This is a genomic window from Burkholderia pyrrocinia (assembly GCF_022809715.1).
Taxonomy (GTDB): domain Bacteria; phylum Pseudomonadota; class Gammaproteobacteria; order Burkholderiales; family Burkholderiaceae; genus Burkholderia; species Burkholderia pyrrocinia_C.
In genome coordinates this window covers 3,288,730-3,303,962 of sequence record NZ_CP094459.1, presented here as the reverse complement: position 1 = coordinate 3,303,962, position 15,233 = coordinate 3,288,730, and the positions used below count along the sequence as shown (strand labels likewise).

15 protein-coding genes are annotated in these 15,233 nt (G+C 67.5%); 10 read left to right on the top strand and 5 right to left on the bottom strand.

Annotated elements, in window-relative coordinates; all coding sequences use genetic code 11:
- Positions 1–99 precede the first annotated feature (99 nt).
- A complete protein-coding gene (locus MRS60_RS15295; protein WP_105389619.1) occupies positions 100–672 on the top strand; it encodes a hypothetical protein in 573 nt (190 codons plus the stop codon).
- Positions 673–1,005: 333 nt separating this feature from the next.
- On the opposite strand, the gene MRS60_RS15290 is transcribed toward MRS60_RS15295, so the two are convergent.
- Together MRS60_RS15290 and MRS60_RS15285 are read right to left on the bottom strand one after the other, a co-directional pair.
- The gene (locus tag MRS60_RS15290; protein WP_105389621.1) at positions 1,006–2,610 is read right to left on the bottom strand and encodes a YifB family Mg chelatase-like AAA ATPase; all 1,605 of its coding nucleotides are present in this window, start codon (positions 2,608–2,610) and stop codon (positions 1,006–1,008) included.
- A gap of 264 nt (positions 2,611–2,874) precedes the next feature.
- Entirely contained in the window at positions 2,875–3,126 is a 252-nt protein-coding gene (locus tag MRS60_RS15285) for an accessory factor UbiK family protein (protein WP_034179125.1), read from the bottom strand.
- Positions 3,127–3,481: 355 nt separating this feature from the next.
- On the opposite strand from MRS60_RS15285, the gene MRS60_RS15280 reads away from it, so the two are divergent.
- The 7 genes from MRS60_RS15280 to ptsP all read left to right on the top strand — a co-directional run bounded on the left by MRS60_RS15280 (position 3,482) and on the right by ptsP (position 10,911).
- The gene (locus tag MRS60_RS15280; RefSeq protein WP_006398175.1) at positions 3,482–3,820 is read left to right on the top strand and encodes a P-II family nitrogen regulator; all 339 of its coding nucleotides are present in this window, start codon (positions 3,482–3,484) and stop codon (positions 3,818–3,820) included.
- A gap of 37 nt (positions 3,821–3,857) precedes the next feature.
- Positions 3,858–5,372 (top strand): ammonium transporter, encoded by a 1,515-nt coding sequence (locus MRS60_RS15275; RefSeq protein WP_034179124.1) that lies wholly within the window; start codon positions 3,858–3,860, stop codon positions 5,370–5,372.
- A gap of 243 nt (positions 5,373–5,615) precedes the next feature.
- Positions 5,616–6,905: a glutamate--cysteine ligase gene (gshA, locus tag MRS60_RS15270; protein ID WP_034179123.1), complete on the top strand. Its 1,290-nt coding sequence runs from the start codon at positions 5,616–5,618 to the stop codon at positions 6,903–6,905.
- A 27-nt stretch (positions 6,906–6,932) separates the two neighbouring features.
- Positions 6,933–7,889 carry a glutathione synthase gene (gene gshB / locus MRS60_RS15265; protein WP_034179122.1) on the top strand — a complete coding sequence of 319 codons (957 nt, stop codon included), beginning with the start codon at positions 6,933–6,935 and terminating at the stop codon, positions 7,887–7,889.
- A 233-nt stretch (positions 7,890–8,122) separates the two neighbouring features.
- Positions 8,123–8,593 (top strand): PTS sugar transporter subunit IIA, encoded by a 471-nt coding sequence (locus tag MRS60_RS15260; protein ID WP_034179121.1) that lies wholly within the window; start codon positions 8,123–8,125, stop codon positions 8,591–8,593.
- A gap of 74 nt (positions 8,594–8,667) precedes the next feature.
- Positions 8,668–8,937, top strand: coding sequence for an HPr family phosphocarrier protein (locus tag MRS60_RS15255; RefSeq protein ID WP_006477716.1), 270 nt, complete (start codon positions 8,668–8,670; stop codon positions 8,935–8,937).
- A gap of 201 nt (positions 8,938–9,138) precedes the next feature.
- On the top strand, positions 9,139–10,911 hold the full coding sequence (gene ptsP, locus MRS60_RS15250) for a phosphoenolpyruvate--protein phosphotransferase (RefSeq protein ID WP_072437651.1): 1,773 nt from the start codon (positions 9,139–9,141) through the stop codon (positions 10,909–10,911).
- Between the two features lie 88 nt (positions 10,912–10,999).
- Here ptsP and MRS60_RS15245 read toward each other — a convergent pair whose 3' ends face one another.
- The 3 genes from MRS60_RS15245 to gpmA all read right to left on the bottom strand — a co-directional run bounded on the left by MRS60_RS15245 (position 11,000) and on the right by gpmA (position 14,410).
- Positions 11,000–11,752 (bottom strand): HesA/MoeB/ThiF family protein, encoded by a 753-nt coding sequence (locus MRS60_RS15245; protein WP_243564936.1) that lies wholly within the window; start codon positions 11,750–11,752, stop codon positions 11,000–11,002.
- A 110-nt stretch (positions 11,753–11,862) separates the two neighbouring features.
- Entirely contained in the window at positions 11,863–13,413 is a 1,551-nt protein-coding gene (locus MRS60_RS15240; RefSeq protein ID WP_243564935.1) for a S41 family peptidase, read from the bottom strand.
- A gap of 250 nt (positions 13,414–13,663) precedes the next feature.
- Positions 13,664–14,410, bottom strand: coding sequence for a 2,3-diphosphoglycerate-dependent phosphoglycerate mutase (gene gpmA / locus MRS60_RS15235; RefSeq protein ID WP_105389624.1), 747 nt, complete (start codon positions 14,408–14,410; stop codon positions 13,664–13,666).
- A gap of 134 nt (positions 14,411–14,544) precedes the next feature.
- Here gpmA and MRS60_RS15230 point away from each other — a divergent pair, with 134 nt between their 5' ends.
- Together MRS60_RS15230 and grxC are read left to right on the top strand one after the other, a co-directional pair.
- Positions 14,545–14,967, top strand: coding sequence for a rhodanese-like domain-containing protein (locus tag MRS60_RS15230; RefSeq protein ID WP_034179117.1), 423 nt, complete (start codon positions 14,545–14,547; stop codon positions 14,965–14,967).
- The gene (gene grxC, locus MRS60_RS15225; RefSeq protein ID WP_034179116.1) at positions 14,964–15,224 is read left to right on the top strand and encodes a glutaredoxin 3; all 261 of its coding nucleotides are present in this window, start codon (positions 14,964–14,966) and stop codon (positions 15,222–15,224) included. The genes MRS60_RS15230 and grxC overlap by 4 nt, the downstream gene beginning before the upstream one ends.
- Positions 15,225–15,233 lie beyond the last annotated feature (9 nt).

Sequence of the window (15,233 nt, the reverse complement as noted above, 5' to 3'; positions counted from 1 at the left end):
CATTTTAGCGCGAATGCGGTGCGCGCACCGGCGGCGGCCACGCATCCCGGTTTTCACGTTCGGCGGATAATGGCCCTTTTTGCCTGCCCGATCCACGCCATGCCGAAGGAAGTCTTCGATTCGTTGCGCCCCCTGTTTCGTCCGCTGCGACACTTCGCCGCGCTCGCCTGCGCGAGCGCCGTGCTGGCCGCGTGCTCGCCGTCGTACGACTGGCGCACGCTCCACAACGACGCCGGCTACACGATCGACCTGCCGGCGAAGCCGACCGTCGAGGAGCAGCCGGTTGCGATCGGCGGCACGTCGATGCCGATGCGGATGCAGGCCGCGCACGTCGACGGCGCGGTGTTCGCGGTCGGCACGCTGACGCTGCCCGACGACCGCGACGACACGCGCCGCGCGGCGCTCGAGTTCCTGCGCGCCGGGCTGTCGCGCAATCTCGAAGGTACGCCGCAGACGGCTTCGGTGCCCGTGCCGCTGGCGGCCGGCGGCGCGGTGAACGGGCTCGAGCTGCGCATCGCGGGCGCGGCCGCCGGCGGCGATCGCGCCCGCAAGACGATCGTCGCGCGGCTTGCCGCGCGCGGCCGGCACGCGTACCAGGCTGTCGTGATCGCCGACGGGCCGCTCGCCCAGGAGCAGTTCGACCAGTTTTTCGGCTCGTTCAAACTCGACTGACGACGGCCGGAGAGGGCGCTCAGACACTGCGTGACAACTGAAAGTTCATTCGCAGCTTTCGGCGCTAGTCGCCGGATTTTGCGAGGTTTTTTCGGCTATCCACAGCGCATGTGGATAACTTTGTTGAAAAGTCGGCCGGATTTCCCGCTGAGCCGCACCGGGCGGCCCTCCGGCCCGTTTTGCCGCTCGTCCGGGTTTGGGGAAATATCAATAAAAACAAAGGGATACGAATTTTGCGATGAGCGAGCCCCGGCGAGCCATGATCCGGGGCCAGATTCGCGAAATTGTGCATAAGTCAAGTCTTGACAGCCGGATTTTGTCCTCCGAGGGCGCTCAGAGCGACGTAAGCACGCGCCGGTAGCGGATCGCCTCGGCGATTTGCGCGGCCGTCGGCAGCGGGTCGCCGGCCAGGTCGGCGATCGTCCGCGCGACCTTCAGCACGCGAAAATACGCGCGCGCCGACCAGCCGAAGCGCTCGCCGGCTTCGCGCAGCAGCCGCTCGCCTTCGTCGGTCGGCCGGCACAGGTCGTCGGTCTCGCGGCCGCTCAGCATGTGATTCGTCTTGCCCTGCCGGCCGAGCTGCAGCGCGCGCGCCTGCGCAACCCGCGCGGCCACCGCGGCGCTCGGTTCGCCGGGCGCCGACGCGCGCGACGCGAGTTCGGCCGGCGACAGCGCGGGCAGGTCGATCTGGATGTCGATGCGGTCGACGAGCGGCCCAGACAGCTTGCGCAGGTAGCGCGCGGCGACGTCCGGCGTGCAGCGGCAGCGCCCGGACGGATCGCCGTGCCAGCCGCACGGGCACGGGTTCATCGCGGCGATCAACTGGCACGCGGCCGGGAAGTCGGCCTGCTGCGCCGCGCGCGAGATCGTGATGCGGCCGGCTTCCAGCGGCTCGCGCAGCATCTCGAGCACGTGCCGGTCGAATTCCGGCAGTTCGTCGAGGAACAGCACGCCGAGGTGCGCGAGCGTGATTTCGCCCGGCTGCGGCGGGTTGCGGCCGCCGACCAGCGCGGCGGCGCTCGACGAGTGATGCGGCGCGCGGAATGGCCGCCGGCGCCATTGCGCGGGCGAGAAGCCGAGGCGGCTCGCGGAAAGGAGCGCGGCCGACGTCAGCGCCTCGTCGTCGGTCAGCGGCGGCAGGAGGCCAGGCAGCCGCGCGGCCAGCATCGACTTGCCTGCCCCCGGCGGGCCGACCATCAGCATGTGATGACCGCCCGCGGCGGCGACTTCCAGCGCGCGCCGGGCGCCGCGCTGGCCTATCACGTCCGCGAGGTCGGGCGCGGCCGGCGCCGGCAGGCCGTCGAGGCAGGGCGCCGCGACCGGCATCAGTCGCCCGTCGGGCGCATCGGCGAGGTGTGCGCACAGCGCGGGCAGGTCGGGCGCGCCGAATACCGTGACGCCCGGCACGAGCGCCGCCTCGGCCGCGCTGTCGAGCGGCAGGTACAGCTCGGGCGGACGCGCCGTTGCCGCGGAGCCGGACAGGGCGACCGAATCCGGGCCCGGGCCGGAACCGAGGCCCGATCCGGTTTCGCCCGCGCGCCGGTCCCGCGCCGCGCCGCACGCCATCGCGAACGCGCCGCGCATCGGCCGCAGCGCGCCGGTCAGCGACAGCTCGCCAGCGAATTCGCGGCCGGCCAGCGCGTCGGCCGGAATCTGGCCGTTCGCGGCGAGAATGCCGAGCGCGATCGGCAGGTCGAACCGGCCCGACTCCTTCGGCAGATCGGCCGGCGCGAGGTTGACGGTGATGCGGCGCACGGGGAACTCGAAGCCGCAGTTCTGCAGCGCGGCGCGGACGCGCTCGCGGCTTTCACGGACTTCGAGATCGGGCAGGCCGACGATCGAGAACGACGGCAACCCGTTGGCGAGATGGACTTCGACGGTAACGTCCGGCGCGCGGCCGGATGCGGGCGCGCGACTGCGCACCACGGCGAGCGACATGGCGAGGCTCCTGTAAACAGACGGGCGACGGCCGTTCGGGGCCGCATGCCGCGGGAATCGGAGGAATCGGTGCGCGCTTGCCGGCGTGGCGCGGGGAAAGTACGAGGGACTGCGGAACGACGGACTGCGAAGAGCGATGAACAGCGAAGAGCGGGGAGCTGCGAAGAACGATGGACTACGAAGAACGGCGGTACGGCTTCGGGGCGGCGGGCGCGGGCCGCGCGAGGCGGCCCGCGCCCGGACCTTGCGGTCGGGTGGCGGGCGTCAGGCCTGCGGTGCCGCGAGCTTCTGCTCGAGCTCCGCGACGCGCTTTTCGAGTTCCTCGAGGCGCACGCGGGTGCGGGCGAGCACCTGCGCCTGCGTGTCGAATTCCTCGCGCGTGACGAGATCGAGCTTCGAGAAGCCTTGCGACAGCATGGCCTTCACGTTGCGCTCGACGTCCTTGGCCGGCGAGTTTTTCAGCAGGTCGCTGACGCGCGACTGCAGATCGTGGAAAACGTCGCTGGGTTGCTTCATGTGATTCCCCTTCCTTGCACAAAAATTGTGCATCTTCAGTTGCGTACGTGCCCATGATGCACGCATGACCGGAAATGGTGCGCCCGGAGCGCGAAATCCGGGCATGGCGCCCGCATGGGTGAATGTCCCGGCGAGCCGGGACGTGCGTGCACTCTAGCAACGATCCTTTCGCCGCGCCAGCAAACCGGGCCATGTTGGCCATTCGGCCGGGCTTCCGCACCTTACATCACAGGATGCGACCCCGTTACTGAGCCCTTCGAGACGGCGCTCGGACGAACATGGCATGCGAGTTGCTGAGAAGAGTCCGTTACAACATTCCAACCAATTCGACGGGACAACCCAGCGAGAGGACTTCATGAAACTCATTACCGCAATCATCAAGCCGTTCAAGCTCGATGAGACGCGCGAAGCGCTGTCGGCGCTCGGCGTCTCGGGTATCACGGTGACGGAGGTAAAAGGGTTCGGGCGCCAGAAAGGGCATACCGAGCTGTATCGCGGCGCCGAATACGTGGTCGATTTCCTGCCGAAGATGAAGATCGAGGCGGCCGTGTCCGACGATCTCGTCGACCAGGCGGTCGAGGCGATCGAGCGGGCCGCGCGCACCGGCAAGATCGGCGACGGCAAGATCTTCGTGACGCCGATCGAACAAGTGATCCGGATTCGCACCGGGGAGACGGGCGCTGACGCGCTGTAACAGAACAGACAAGACAAGCGACAAGAGGAAACCCAAGATGCGCAAACTTCTGATGTCCCTGCTGATGGCCGGCTCGCTGATCGCGGCCGGCGTCGGCCCCGCGCTCGCCGACGACGCGGCGTCCGCCGCGGCTGCGTCCGCGCCCGCCGCAACGGCTTCCGACGCATCGGCTGCCGCGGCACCCGCCGCGACGGCAAGCGCCGCGCCTGACGCATCCGCTGCAGCGGCCGCCGCCGCACCGGCTTCGGGCGCCGCCGACGCATCGGCCGCCGCCGCTGCGTCCGCGCCGGCCGCACCCGCCGCGCCGACCGCGCCGTTCTCCGTCGATTCGTCGAAGATCAGCGCCGGCGACACCGCGTGGATGCTGACCTCCACCGCGCTCGTGCTGTTCATGACGATCCCCGGCCTCGCGCTGTTCTACGCGGGCATGGTCCGCAAGAAGAACGTGCTCGCGACCGTGATGCAGAGCTTCGCGATCACCGCGGTGATCACGGTGCTGTGGACGGTGGTCGGCTACAGCCTCGCGTTCACGCCGGGCAACGGTTTCATCGGCGGCCTGTCGCGCGTGTTCCTGCACGGGATGAACTACATCAAGGGCGACAAGGCGACGACGCTGACCGTCAGCCACCTGGCGACGACGATTCCGGAATCGGTCTACTTCGTCTACCAGATGACGTTCGCGATCATCACGCCGGCGCTGATCTGCGGTGCGTTCGCCGACCGGATGAAGTTCTCGGCGATGCTCGTGTTCATGACGCTCTGGTCGCTGATCGTCTATGTGCCGATCGCGCACATGGTGTGGGAGCCGACCGGCTGGCTGTCGGCCGACGGCGTGCTCGACTTCGCGGGCGGCACGGTGGTGCACATCAACGCCGGTATCGCGGGCCTCGTGTCGTGCCTGGTGCTCGGCAAGCGCGTCGGCTACGGTCGCGAATCGATGGCGCCGCACAACCTCGTGCTGACGATGATCGGCGGCTCGATGCTGTGGGTCGGCTGGTTCGGCTTCAACGCGGGCTCGGCGGTCGCGGCTGATGGCCGTGCCGGCTTCGCGATGCTGACCACGCAAGTGGCGACGGCCTGCGCGGCGCTCGGCTGGATGTTTGCCGAATGGATCGCGAAGGGCAAGCCGTCGGTGCTCGGTATCGTGTCGGGCGCGGTCGCGGGTCTCGTGGCGATCACGCCGGCTGCCGGCTTCGTCGGCGTCGCCGGTGCGCTCGTGATCGGCATCGCGGCAGGCGTGATCTGCTTCTGGTCGGCCACGTGGCTCAAGTCGAAGCTCGGCTACGACGATTCGCTCGACGCGTTCGGCGTGCACGGCGTGGGCGGGATTCTCGGCGCGCTGCTGACGGGCGTGTTCGCGGTCAAGGACATCGGCGGCTTCGACGGCAGCCTGCTGCTGCAGGCGAAGGGCGTGCTGATCACGCTGGTCTACAGCGGCGTGCTGAGCTTCGTGCTGCTGAAGCTGATCGACCTGACGATGGGCTTGCGCGTGTCCGAAGAGGAAGAGCGCGAAGGCCTCGACGTGATCCTGCACGGCGAGCATGTCGAATAAGTCATAAGGATGCACGGCGGGCCGCCGCGGAGACGGCGCCCGCCACGAATGAGCGCAGCGACTTCGGCCCGCCCACCCGGCGGGCTTTTTTTCTCCTGCCGCGTGCTGCCGTAGCGCATAACCCTTCGCGCTATCGGGTCAATAGCCGAAAACTTCCTCCAAACCCTTGCGAAGCCGGGAACAATCCCCAAATGGACAGGGCAATTGCTCTACAATCTTCATTCTCCCGCTCGCGAGTGATTCATGGTTCCCCACCTCGTTACCGCGTTGAACGGTCCACTGCTCGAACTCGAGCGGAAGATCCTCGACGCGACGCCTGCGATCGAACGCTGGTTCAGGCTCGAATGGCAGGAACATACCCCGCCGTTCTATTGTTCGGTGGACCTGCGCAACGCCGGCTTCAAGCTGGCGCCCGTCGACGCGAACCTGTTCCCCGGCGCGTTCAACAATCTGCCGTCCGAAGTGCTGCCGCTCGCCGTGCAGGCCGCGATGGCCGCGATCGAGAAGATCTGCCCGGACGCGAAGAACCTGCTCGTGATCCCCGAGCTGCCGACCCGCAACGCGTTCTACCTGGAAAACGTCGCGCGGCTCGCGACGATCATGCGCCAGGCCGGCCTGAACGTGCGCTTCGGCTCGCTCGACCCGAGCATCACCGACATGACGCCGATCACGCTGGCCGACGGGCAGAAGATCGTGCTCGAACCGCTCGAGCGTTCGCAGCGCCGCCTCGGCCTGAAGAATTTCGATCCGTGCTCGATCCTGCTGAACAACGACCTGTCGGCCGGTATCCCGGCCGTGCTGGAAAACCTGCACGAGCAGTACCTGCTGCCGCCGCTGCACGCGGGCTGGGCCGTGCGCCGCAAGTCGACGCACTTCTCGTGCTACGACGACGTCGCGAAGAAGTTCGCGAAGATGGTCGGCGTCGATCCGTGGATGGTGAATCCGTATTTCGCGCACGTCGAGGGTGTCGACTGGCAGGCGCATGAAGGCGAGCAGGCGCTCGCCGACGCGATCGACGGCGTGCTGAAGAAGATCGCGCGCAAGTACCGCGAATACGGGATCAGCGAAAAGCCGTACGTCGTCGTGAAGGCCGACGCGGGCACGGCGGGGCGCGGCGTGATGACCGTGCACGACGCGGCCGAGATCGGCCGCATGTCGAAGGCCGAGCGCGCGCAGATGGCCGAGTCGAAGGCCGGCCTCGCGGTGCGCGACGTGATCGTGCAGGAAGGCGTCTATACGTTCGAGCGCGTCGGCGACGAAGTGGCCGAGCCCGTCGTATACATGATCGACCGCTATGTGGTCGGCGGCTTCTACCGCACGCACGGCGGCCGCGAGCGCGACCAGAACCTGAACGCGCCCGGCATGCACTACGTGCCGCTCGGCTTCGAGCACACCGCGCTGCCGGATGCCGGCGCCAAGCCGGGCGCCGCGCCGCCTAACCGTTTCTACATGTACGGCGTCGTCGCGCGGCTGTCGCTGATCGCGTCGTCGATCGAACTGGAAAAGACCGATCCCGAAGCCATCCAGGTGTAACGGACCTTCGCTACGTACAGGACCCGCATGGACATTCTTTTTATCGCCGACCCGCTCGAGCGCTTCAAGATCTACAAGGATTCGACCTACGCGATGATGGCGGAGGCCGCGCGGCGCGGGCACGTGATCTACACGTGCGAGCCGCACCAGCTTGCGTGGACCGGGTCGGGCGTCGAGGCGGACGTGCAGCGCGTGACGATCGTCGGCGATACGGCCGACCTGCATCGTCATCCGTGGTACGAGGCGGCCGCGCATGAATCCCGTCAAATGACGTCGTTCGGCGCGGTGCTGATGCGCAAGGATCCGCCGTTCGACATGGAGTACGTGACGGCCACGTGGATGCTCGAACTGGCCGAGCGCGCGGGCGCGCGGGTGTTCAACAAGCCGCAGTCGATCCGCGACCATTCGGAGAAGCTGGCGATCGGCGAGTTTCCGCAATTCGTCGCGCCGACGCTGGTCACGCGCGATGCCGCGCGGTTGCGCGCGTTCCACGCCGAGCACGGCGACGTGATCGTGAAGCCGCTCGACGGCATGGGCGGGATGGGCGTGTTCCGCGTGAAGGCCGACGGGATGAATCTCGGCGCGATCATCGAGATGCTCGGCCACGACGGCACGCGCTCGCTGATGATTCAGAAGTTCATTCCCGAGATCAAGGCCGGCGACAAGCGGATCCTGCTGATCGCGGGCGAGCCCGTGCCGTATTCGCTCGCGCGGATTCCGCAGGGCAGCGAGGTGCGCGGCAATCTCGCCGCGGGCGGGCTCGGCGTCGCGCAGCCGCTGACTGCCCGCGATCGCGAGATCGCCGGGACGCTCGGGCCCGTGCTCGCGTCGCGCGGGCTGCTGCTGGTCGGCCTCGATGCGATCGGCGACTGGCTGACCGAGGTGAACGTCACGAGTCCGACGTGCTTCCGCGAGATCATGGAGCAGACCGGCTTCGACGTCGCCGCGATGTTCATCGACGCGCTGGAGCGCGCGGCCGCGTAGGCCGTTTTCCCGCGCAACCCCGGCGGCGGCCCGCGCAGGTCCCCCGTCGCCGGAGCAGCTTGACCGGCCTGCTACAATGCCCGCTTGCCCGGTGCCGAGATCGGCGCACCGAAGGCCCGGCGGTCGGGCCGACACTGTTGCAAGGCTGAACATGAAACGCTTCCCACACTCGCTACGCTTTTTGCCCCGCCGCGGGGTATCGGCCCGCCAGGGGCGGCCGGGAGCGATCTGACATGGCCGGGATCCTGATCATCGCGCACGCACCGCTCGCCACCGCGCTGCGGGACTGCATCGCGCACATCTACGGCGGCGTGCCCGCGCGCATCGGCTGTATCGACGTGATGGCGGACAGCGATCCGACCCAGGTGATGGCGTTCGCGCACGCGGAACTCGCGCGGCTCAAGGAAGAGAACGGCGTGGTCGTGCTGACCGACATGTACGGCGCGACGCCCGCGAACATCGCGGGCCAGCTCGCGAAGATCGACAACGTGCGCGTGCTGGCGGGCGTGAACCTGCCGATGCTCGTGCGGGCCGTCTGCTATCGCACCGTGCCGCTCGACAAGCTCGTCGACAAGGCGCTGTCCGGCGGCGCGAAGGGCGTCCACGAAGTGGCGGCCGGCACGCCGCCGCCGCCGACGGAAGCCGGCTGCGGCCAGTGCGCGCCGATTCCGCCCGAACCGCAGCCGCGCACCGAATCGCACTGATCACTGCGTTTTTCGTTTTAGACAGCACCGCCGACGCGCACCGCCGGCGGCTCCGACCGACCCGACCGAGAATCATGCTTCAACAAGAAACCACTATCGTCAATAAATTGGGGCTCCATGCGCGCGCATCGGCCAAGCTTACGCAACTGGCCGGCAACTTCCAGTCGGAAGTCTGGATGACACGCAACGGGCGCAAGATCAATGCGAAGAGCATCATGGGCGTGATGATGCTGGCGGCGGGCATCGGCAGCACCGTGACGATCGAGACCGAAGGGCCCGACGAGCGGGAAGCGATGGACGCGCTGCTGAAGCTGATCGCCGACAAGTTCGGCGAAGGCCAGTGATCGTCGCGCGGGATCGTTGCCGTTTCCAGCCAGAATGCCGCGGATTTCGCGGCATTTTTTTCGTCGAAAGCATTGATGCGGAATGCGCAATGTTGCGCTGCATGCAGTCAACAGGGAGTCGCGGAATTTATAATCGCTAACCGGGGTCATAAGCGCATCGCAGCAGTGTGCCGCGGCTTTACTTGTACAGAGGAGGTGCGCGTGTCCTTCACGCTGCAAGGCATTCCCGTCTCACGAGGTATCGCGATCGGGCGAGCGTATTTGATCGCGCCGGCGGCGCTCGACGTCGCCCATTACCTGATCGAGGCGAACCAGATCGATGCCGAAGTCGAGCGTTTCCGCACGGCGCTCGACGTCGTGCATCACGAACTCGAAGCGCTGCGCGCCGACCTGACCGACGACACGCCGAGCGAAGTGGGCGCATTCATCGACGTCCACATGATGATCCTGAGCGACGCGATGCTCGTGCAGGAAACCATCGACCTGATCCGCACACGCCGCTACAACGTCGAGTGGGCGCTGACCGAGCAGCTCGAGCTGCTCACGCGCCACTTCGACGACATCGAGGACGAATACCTGCGCGAGCGCAAGGCCGACATCGAGCAGGTGGTCGAGCGCGTGCTGAAGGCGCTCGCCGGTGCGCCGTCCGCGTCGCAGGCGCTCGACCGCGCGGCCGCGAACGGCACCAACGAGATGATCGTCGTCGCGCACGACATCGCGCCGGCCGACATGATGCAGTTCAAGACGCAGTCGTTCCAGGCGTTCGTCACCGACCTCGGCGGCCGCACGTCGCACACGGCGATCGTCGCGCGCAGCCTCGGCATTCCGGCCGCGGTCGGCGTGCAGCACGCGAGCGCGCTGATCCGCCAGGACGACCTGATCATCGTCGACGGCGACCAGGGCATCGTGATCGTCGATCCGGCGCCGATCGTCCTCGAGGAATACTCGTACCGCCAGTCCGAGAAGCTGCTCGAGCAACGCAAGCTGCAGCGCCTGAAATTCTCGCCGACGCAAACGTTGTGCGGCACCAAGATCGACCTGTACGCGAACATCGAGCTGCCCGACGATGCGAAGGCGGCCGTCGACGCCGGCGCGGTCGGCGTCGGCCTGTTCCGCTCCGAGTTCCTGTTCATGCATCAGAAGGAGATGCCGGAAGAGGAGGAGCAGTTCGCCGCATACAAGCGGGCCGTCGAGTGGATGAAGGGCATGCCGGTGACGATCCGCACGATCGACGTCGGCGCGGACAAGCCGCTCGAGGCGCTCGACGAGGGCTACGAGACGGCGCCGAACCCGGCGCTCGGCCTGCGCGCGATCCGCTGGAGCCTGTCCGAGCCGCAGATGTTCCTCACGCAGTTGCGCGCGATCCTGCGCGCGTCCGCGTTCGGCCAGGTAAAGATCCTGATCCCGATGCTCGCGCACGCGCAGGAGATCGACCAGACGCTCGACCTGATCCGCGAGGCGAAGCGCCAGCTCGACGACGCGGGGCTCGCATACGATCCGAACGTGCGCATCGGCGCGATGATCGAGATTCCGGCCGCGGCGATCGCGCTGCCGCTGTTCCTGAAGCGGTTCGATTTCCTGTCGATCGGCACGAACGACCTGATCCAGTACACGCTCGCGATCGATCGCGCGGACAACGCGGTCGCGCACCTGTACGACCCGCTGCATCCGGCCGTGCTGCACCTGATCTCCTATACGTTGCGCGAAGCGAAGCGCGCGGGCGTGTCCGTGTCGGTGTGCGGCGAGATGGCGGGCGATCCGGCGCTCACGCGCCTGTTGCTCGGGATGGGGCTCACCGAGTTCTCGATGCACCCGAGCCAGCTGCTCGTCGTGAAGCAGGAGATCCTGCGCGCGCACCTGAAGGCGCTCGAGAAACCGACGGCCGACGTGCTTGCCGCATTCGAGCCGGAGGAAGTGCAGGCGGCGCTGAAGCGGCTGTCGGTCGCCGAGCCGCGCGCGGATGCGGCCGCTTAGGTCGCTTATGCCGCTCAGGCGCCCGCGGCGCCGCTAACTGCCGTGAAGTGTCGTGCATGCGCCGGCCGGCGCATGCATCCGACGCGCGTCAGTGCCGGCCCCCGCAGACGGGGCAGTCGGCCTGGCGCGCGATTTTCATCGTCGTCCATTCCATCCGCAGCGAATCGAGCATCATCAGCCGCCCGTTGAGCGTCGTGCCGATTTCGCCGATCACGCGCAGCGCTTCGGCGGCCTGCATCGCGCCGATGATCCCGACCGTCGGCGCGAACACGCCCATCGTCGCGCACGCGACTTCCTCGAACGGCTGGTCTTCCGGAAACACGCACGCATAGCAGGGTGCAGTTGCATCGCGGAAATCGAACGTGCTGATCTGTCCGTCGAAGCGCAGCGCGGCGCCCGACACGAGCGGCACGCCGTGCGCGACGCACGCGCGGTTGATCGCGTGCCGCGTCGCGAAGTTGTCGGTGCAGTCGAGCACGACGGTCGCGGCCGGCACGTGCGCGTCGAGCCACGCGTCGTCGACGCGCTCCGCGACCGCGTTCACCTTCACGTCGGGGTTCAGTTGCGCGAGCGCGTCGCGCCCCGATTCGACCTTGCTGCGGCCGACCGACGACGTCACGTGCAGGATCTGCCGCTGCAGGTTCGTGAGGTCGACCGTATCGGCGTCGACGAGCGTGATCGTGCCGACTCCCGATGCCGCGAGGTACATCGCGGCGGGCGAGCCGAGGCCGCCCGCGCCGACGACGATCGCGTGCGCGTCGAGAAAGCGCTGCTGCGCGTCGATGCCGATTTCGTCGACGAGGATGTGGCGGGAGTAGCGGAGGAGTTGATCGTCGTTCATGGGGAGATCGGGCGAAGCATGCCGCGGACGGTATCTGCGTATTCTAGGCGCACATGAAAAACGGGCCATCGCGGTCTTCCCGCGATGGCCCGTCGGATGCCGGCCGGCGCTTACTTCGGCGCCGACGCGGGCTTCGGTGCGGAAGCCGGCTTCGCGCTCGCGCCCGATGCCTTCGAGACCGCGGCAGCCTTGCCGGCCGGGCTCTTCGTCGTGCTCTCGGCGAGCAGCGACTTCGATGCCTGGACGGTCTTGCCTTCGAGCTTGTTGAGCGCCTGCTGCATCATGAAGTCGTCGGCGCTGCCGAACTCGATCGGCTTGCGATCGCGGTCCTTCTGGCGTTGCTCCGGCGTCTTCTTGTCGTTCTGCTCTTCGAGGATGCGCAGTTGATCCATCCGGCGCTGCTCGCGCTCTTCCTGTTCCTTCTTCTCGTTCGGGTCCTGCGTGTTCGCGAGGTGGTTCGTGTAGTCGACCTCGCGCGTCACGAGCACGTCGTCCGGATCGCCGTCCGCGTACTGATCGACCGGCACGTCGGGCGTGATGCCCTTGTTCTGGATCGAGCGGCCGCTCGGCGTGTAGTAGTACGCGGTCGTCAGGCGCAGCGCGGTGTCGGCCGTCATCGGGCGGACAGTCTGCACCGAGCCCTTGCCGAACGTCGTCTTGCCCATGATCTGCGCGCGCTTCGAATCCTGCAGCGCGCCGGCGACGATTTCCGACGCGGACGCCGAATACGCGTTCGTCAGCACGATCATCGGCACGGTCTTGAAGACCGGCGGCAGGTTCTTCAGCGGATCGCCGTCGAAGGACGGCAGGCGATAGTTGTCGTACGTATCGCGGTAGACCTGCTTCGAATCGGGGATCTGGCCGTTGGTCGACACGACGACGGAGTCGGGCGGCAGGAACGCGCCGGCCACGCCGACCGCGCTCTGCAGCAGGCCGCCGCCGTTGTTGCGCAGGTCGAGGACCAGGCCCTTCAGGTTCGGCTGCTGGCGCGCGATGTCCTGCAGCTTCGCGGCGAGATCGGGCGTCGTGCGCTCCTGGAAGCTCGTGATGCGGATATACGCATAGCCGGGGTCGAGCATCTTCATCTTTACGCTCTGGACCCTGATGATCGCGCGCGTGACCGTGACCGGGAACGTGCGGTCGTCGCTCTTGCGGAAGATCGTCAGCGTGACCTTGGTGCCCGGCTCGCCGCGCATCTGCTTGACGGCCTTGTCGAGCGTCATGCCGCGCACCGGCTTGTCGTTGATGCGCGTGATCAGGTCGCCCGGACGGATGCCGGCGCGGAATGCGGGGGTGTCCTCGATCGGCGAGATCACCTTGACGAGGCCGTCTTCCTGCGAGATCTCGATGCCGAGACCCGCGAAGCGGCCCTTCGTCTGCTCCTGCAGCTCGTCATAGTCGGTCTTGTCGAGGAACGACGAGTGCGGATCGAGGCTCGACACCATGCCCTTGATCGCCGCCGTCAGCAGCTTCTTGTCGTCGACCGGTTCGACGTACTCGCGCTTGATCTGGCCGAATACTTCCGCGAACAGGCGGAGCTGGTCGAGGGGAAGCGGCGCCGTGGCGGTCTGCTCGGCCGACGCGGAAATCTGCAGCGTGGCGAACACGCCCGTGGCGAGGCCCGCGGCAATCAGGCCGATGTTCTTCAATTTCATTCGCATAGAGAGTCTGGTGCGGTCGGGAAGCGCGTGGCGGTAGCGGGGATGTAGCGGACAAGTATAACTGTTCGTCCGATAACTCAGTGGAACGCCGCGAAAAGCGGCGAACAGGTGCCATGGGCCGGGCCCGGAGCAGGCCCGGCGGGGCGCCGCCGGGCGCGCTGCGGGTTCGAAAGCGGGTTCGACCGCAGCGGGGCCGCGAAGGTTCGCGCGGCGTGCCGCGCCGGACGCGGCACGCCCGGCGCGACGGGCGTCAGCCCGCCTTGCCCTGCTTCGCGACGGCGGCCTGCGCCTGCGCGATCGCGTCCTGGTCGCCGAGGTAATAGTGCTGGATCGGCTTCAGGTTCTCGTCGAGTTCATACACGAGCGGCACGCCGTTCGGGATGTTCAGGCCGACGATGTCGCTGTCCGAGATGCCGTCGAGGTACTTGATCAGCGCGCGCAGCGAGTTGCCGTGCGCGGCGATCAGTACCTGCTTGCCGGCGCGGACCGCGGGCGCGATCGACTCGTTCCACAGCGGCAGCACGCGCGCGACCGTGTCCTTCAGGCACTCGGTGAGCGGCAGTTGCTCGCGCGGCACCTTCGCATAGCGCGGGTCGTTGAACGGCGCGCGCTCGTCGGTCGGTTCGAGCGCGGGCGGCGGCGTATCGTAGCTGCGGCGCCAGACGAGCACCTGGTCGTCGCCGAACTTCGCGGCCGTTTCCGCCTTGTTCAGCCCAGACAGCGCGCCGTAGTGGCGCTCGTTCAGGCGCCACGAGTGGACGACCGGCAGGTACATGAGGTCCATCCGGTCCTGCACGTGCCACAGCGTGCGGATCGCGCGCTTGAGCACCGACGTGTACGCGATGTCGAACGTGTAGCCGGCCTCCTTGAGCAATTCGCCGGCCTGGTAGGCCTCGTTGCGACCCTGTTCGGTCAGGTCGACGTCGACCCAGCCGGTGAAGCGGTTTTCCTTGTTCCACGTCGATTCGCCGTGGCGGATGAGAACGAGTTTGTACATGGATCTTGCGGTCGGTAGTGAAGGAAGCGGTGCGCGTCGCGCGGCACCCGACCCGGGCCCGCCATCGCGCAAGGCGGTTATTTTATAATGGCGGGATTGTCCTCATCCGATTTCTCTTTTTCCGGCGGAATTCCGTGACGTTCTTTACCGATTACACGAACCTGGCCCTCATCGCGATCCTGCTGGTATCCGGCGGCCTGCTGGCGTGGCCCGCCCTGCGCCGCGGCCGCGGCGGCCTGTCGGCCGCGGAGGCCACCCAGCTCATCAACCGCCGCAATGCGGTCGTGATCGACGTGCGCGCCGCGTCCGATTTCGCCGCCGGCCACCTGCCGTCGGCGCGTCAGGTCGCGGCGGGCGAGATCGGCGCGAAGATCGCGCAGGTCGCGAAGAACAAGAGCACGCCGGTGCTGCTCGTCTGCCAGAATGGCCAGCAGTCGCAGAAGGCGGCGCGCGAGGTCGAGGCGGCGGGCTATGCGGAGGTGCACGTGCTCGAGGGCGGCGTGGCTGCCTGGCAGCAGGCCGGGATGCCGGTCGTCAAACAAGGAGTGGCGAAGTGAACAAGGTTTTGATGTACAGCACGCAGGTGTGTCCGTATTGCATGCAGGCCGAGCGCCTGCTGAAGCTGCGCGGTGTCGAGCAGATCGAAAAGGTGCTGATCGACCGCGATCCGGCGCGCCGCGAGGAAATGATGACGCGCACGGGGCGCCGCACGGTGCCGCAGATCTATATCGGCGACACGCACGTCGGCGGCTACGACGATCTGTCGAAGCTCGATCGCGAAGGCGGGCTTGCGCCGCTTCTGCAAGCGGCCTGATTAGGGCAG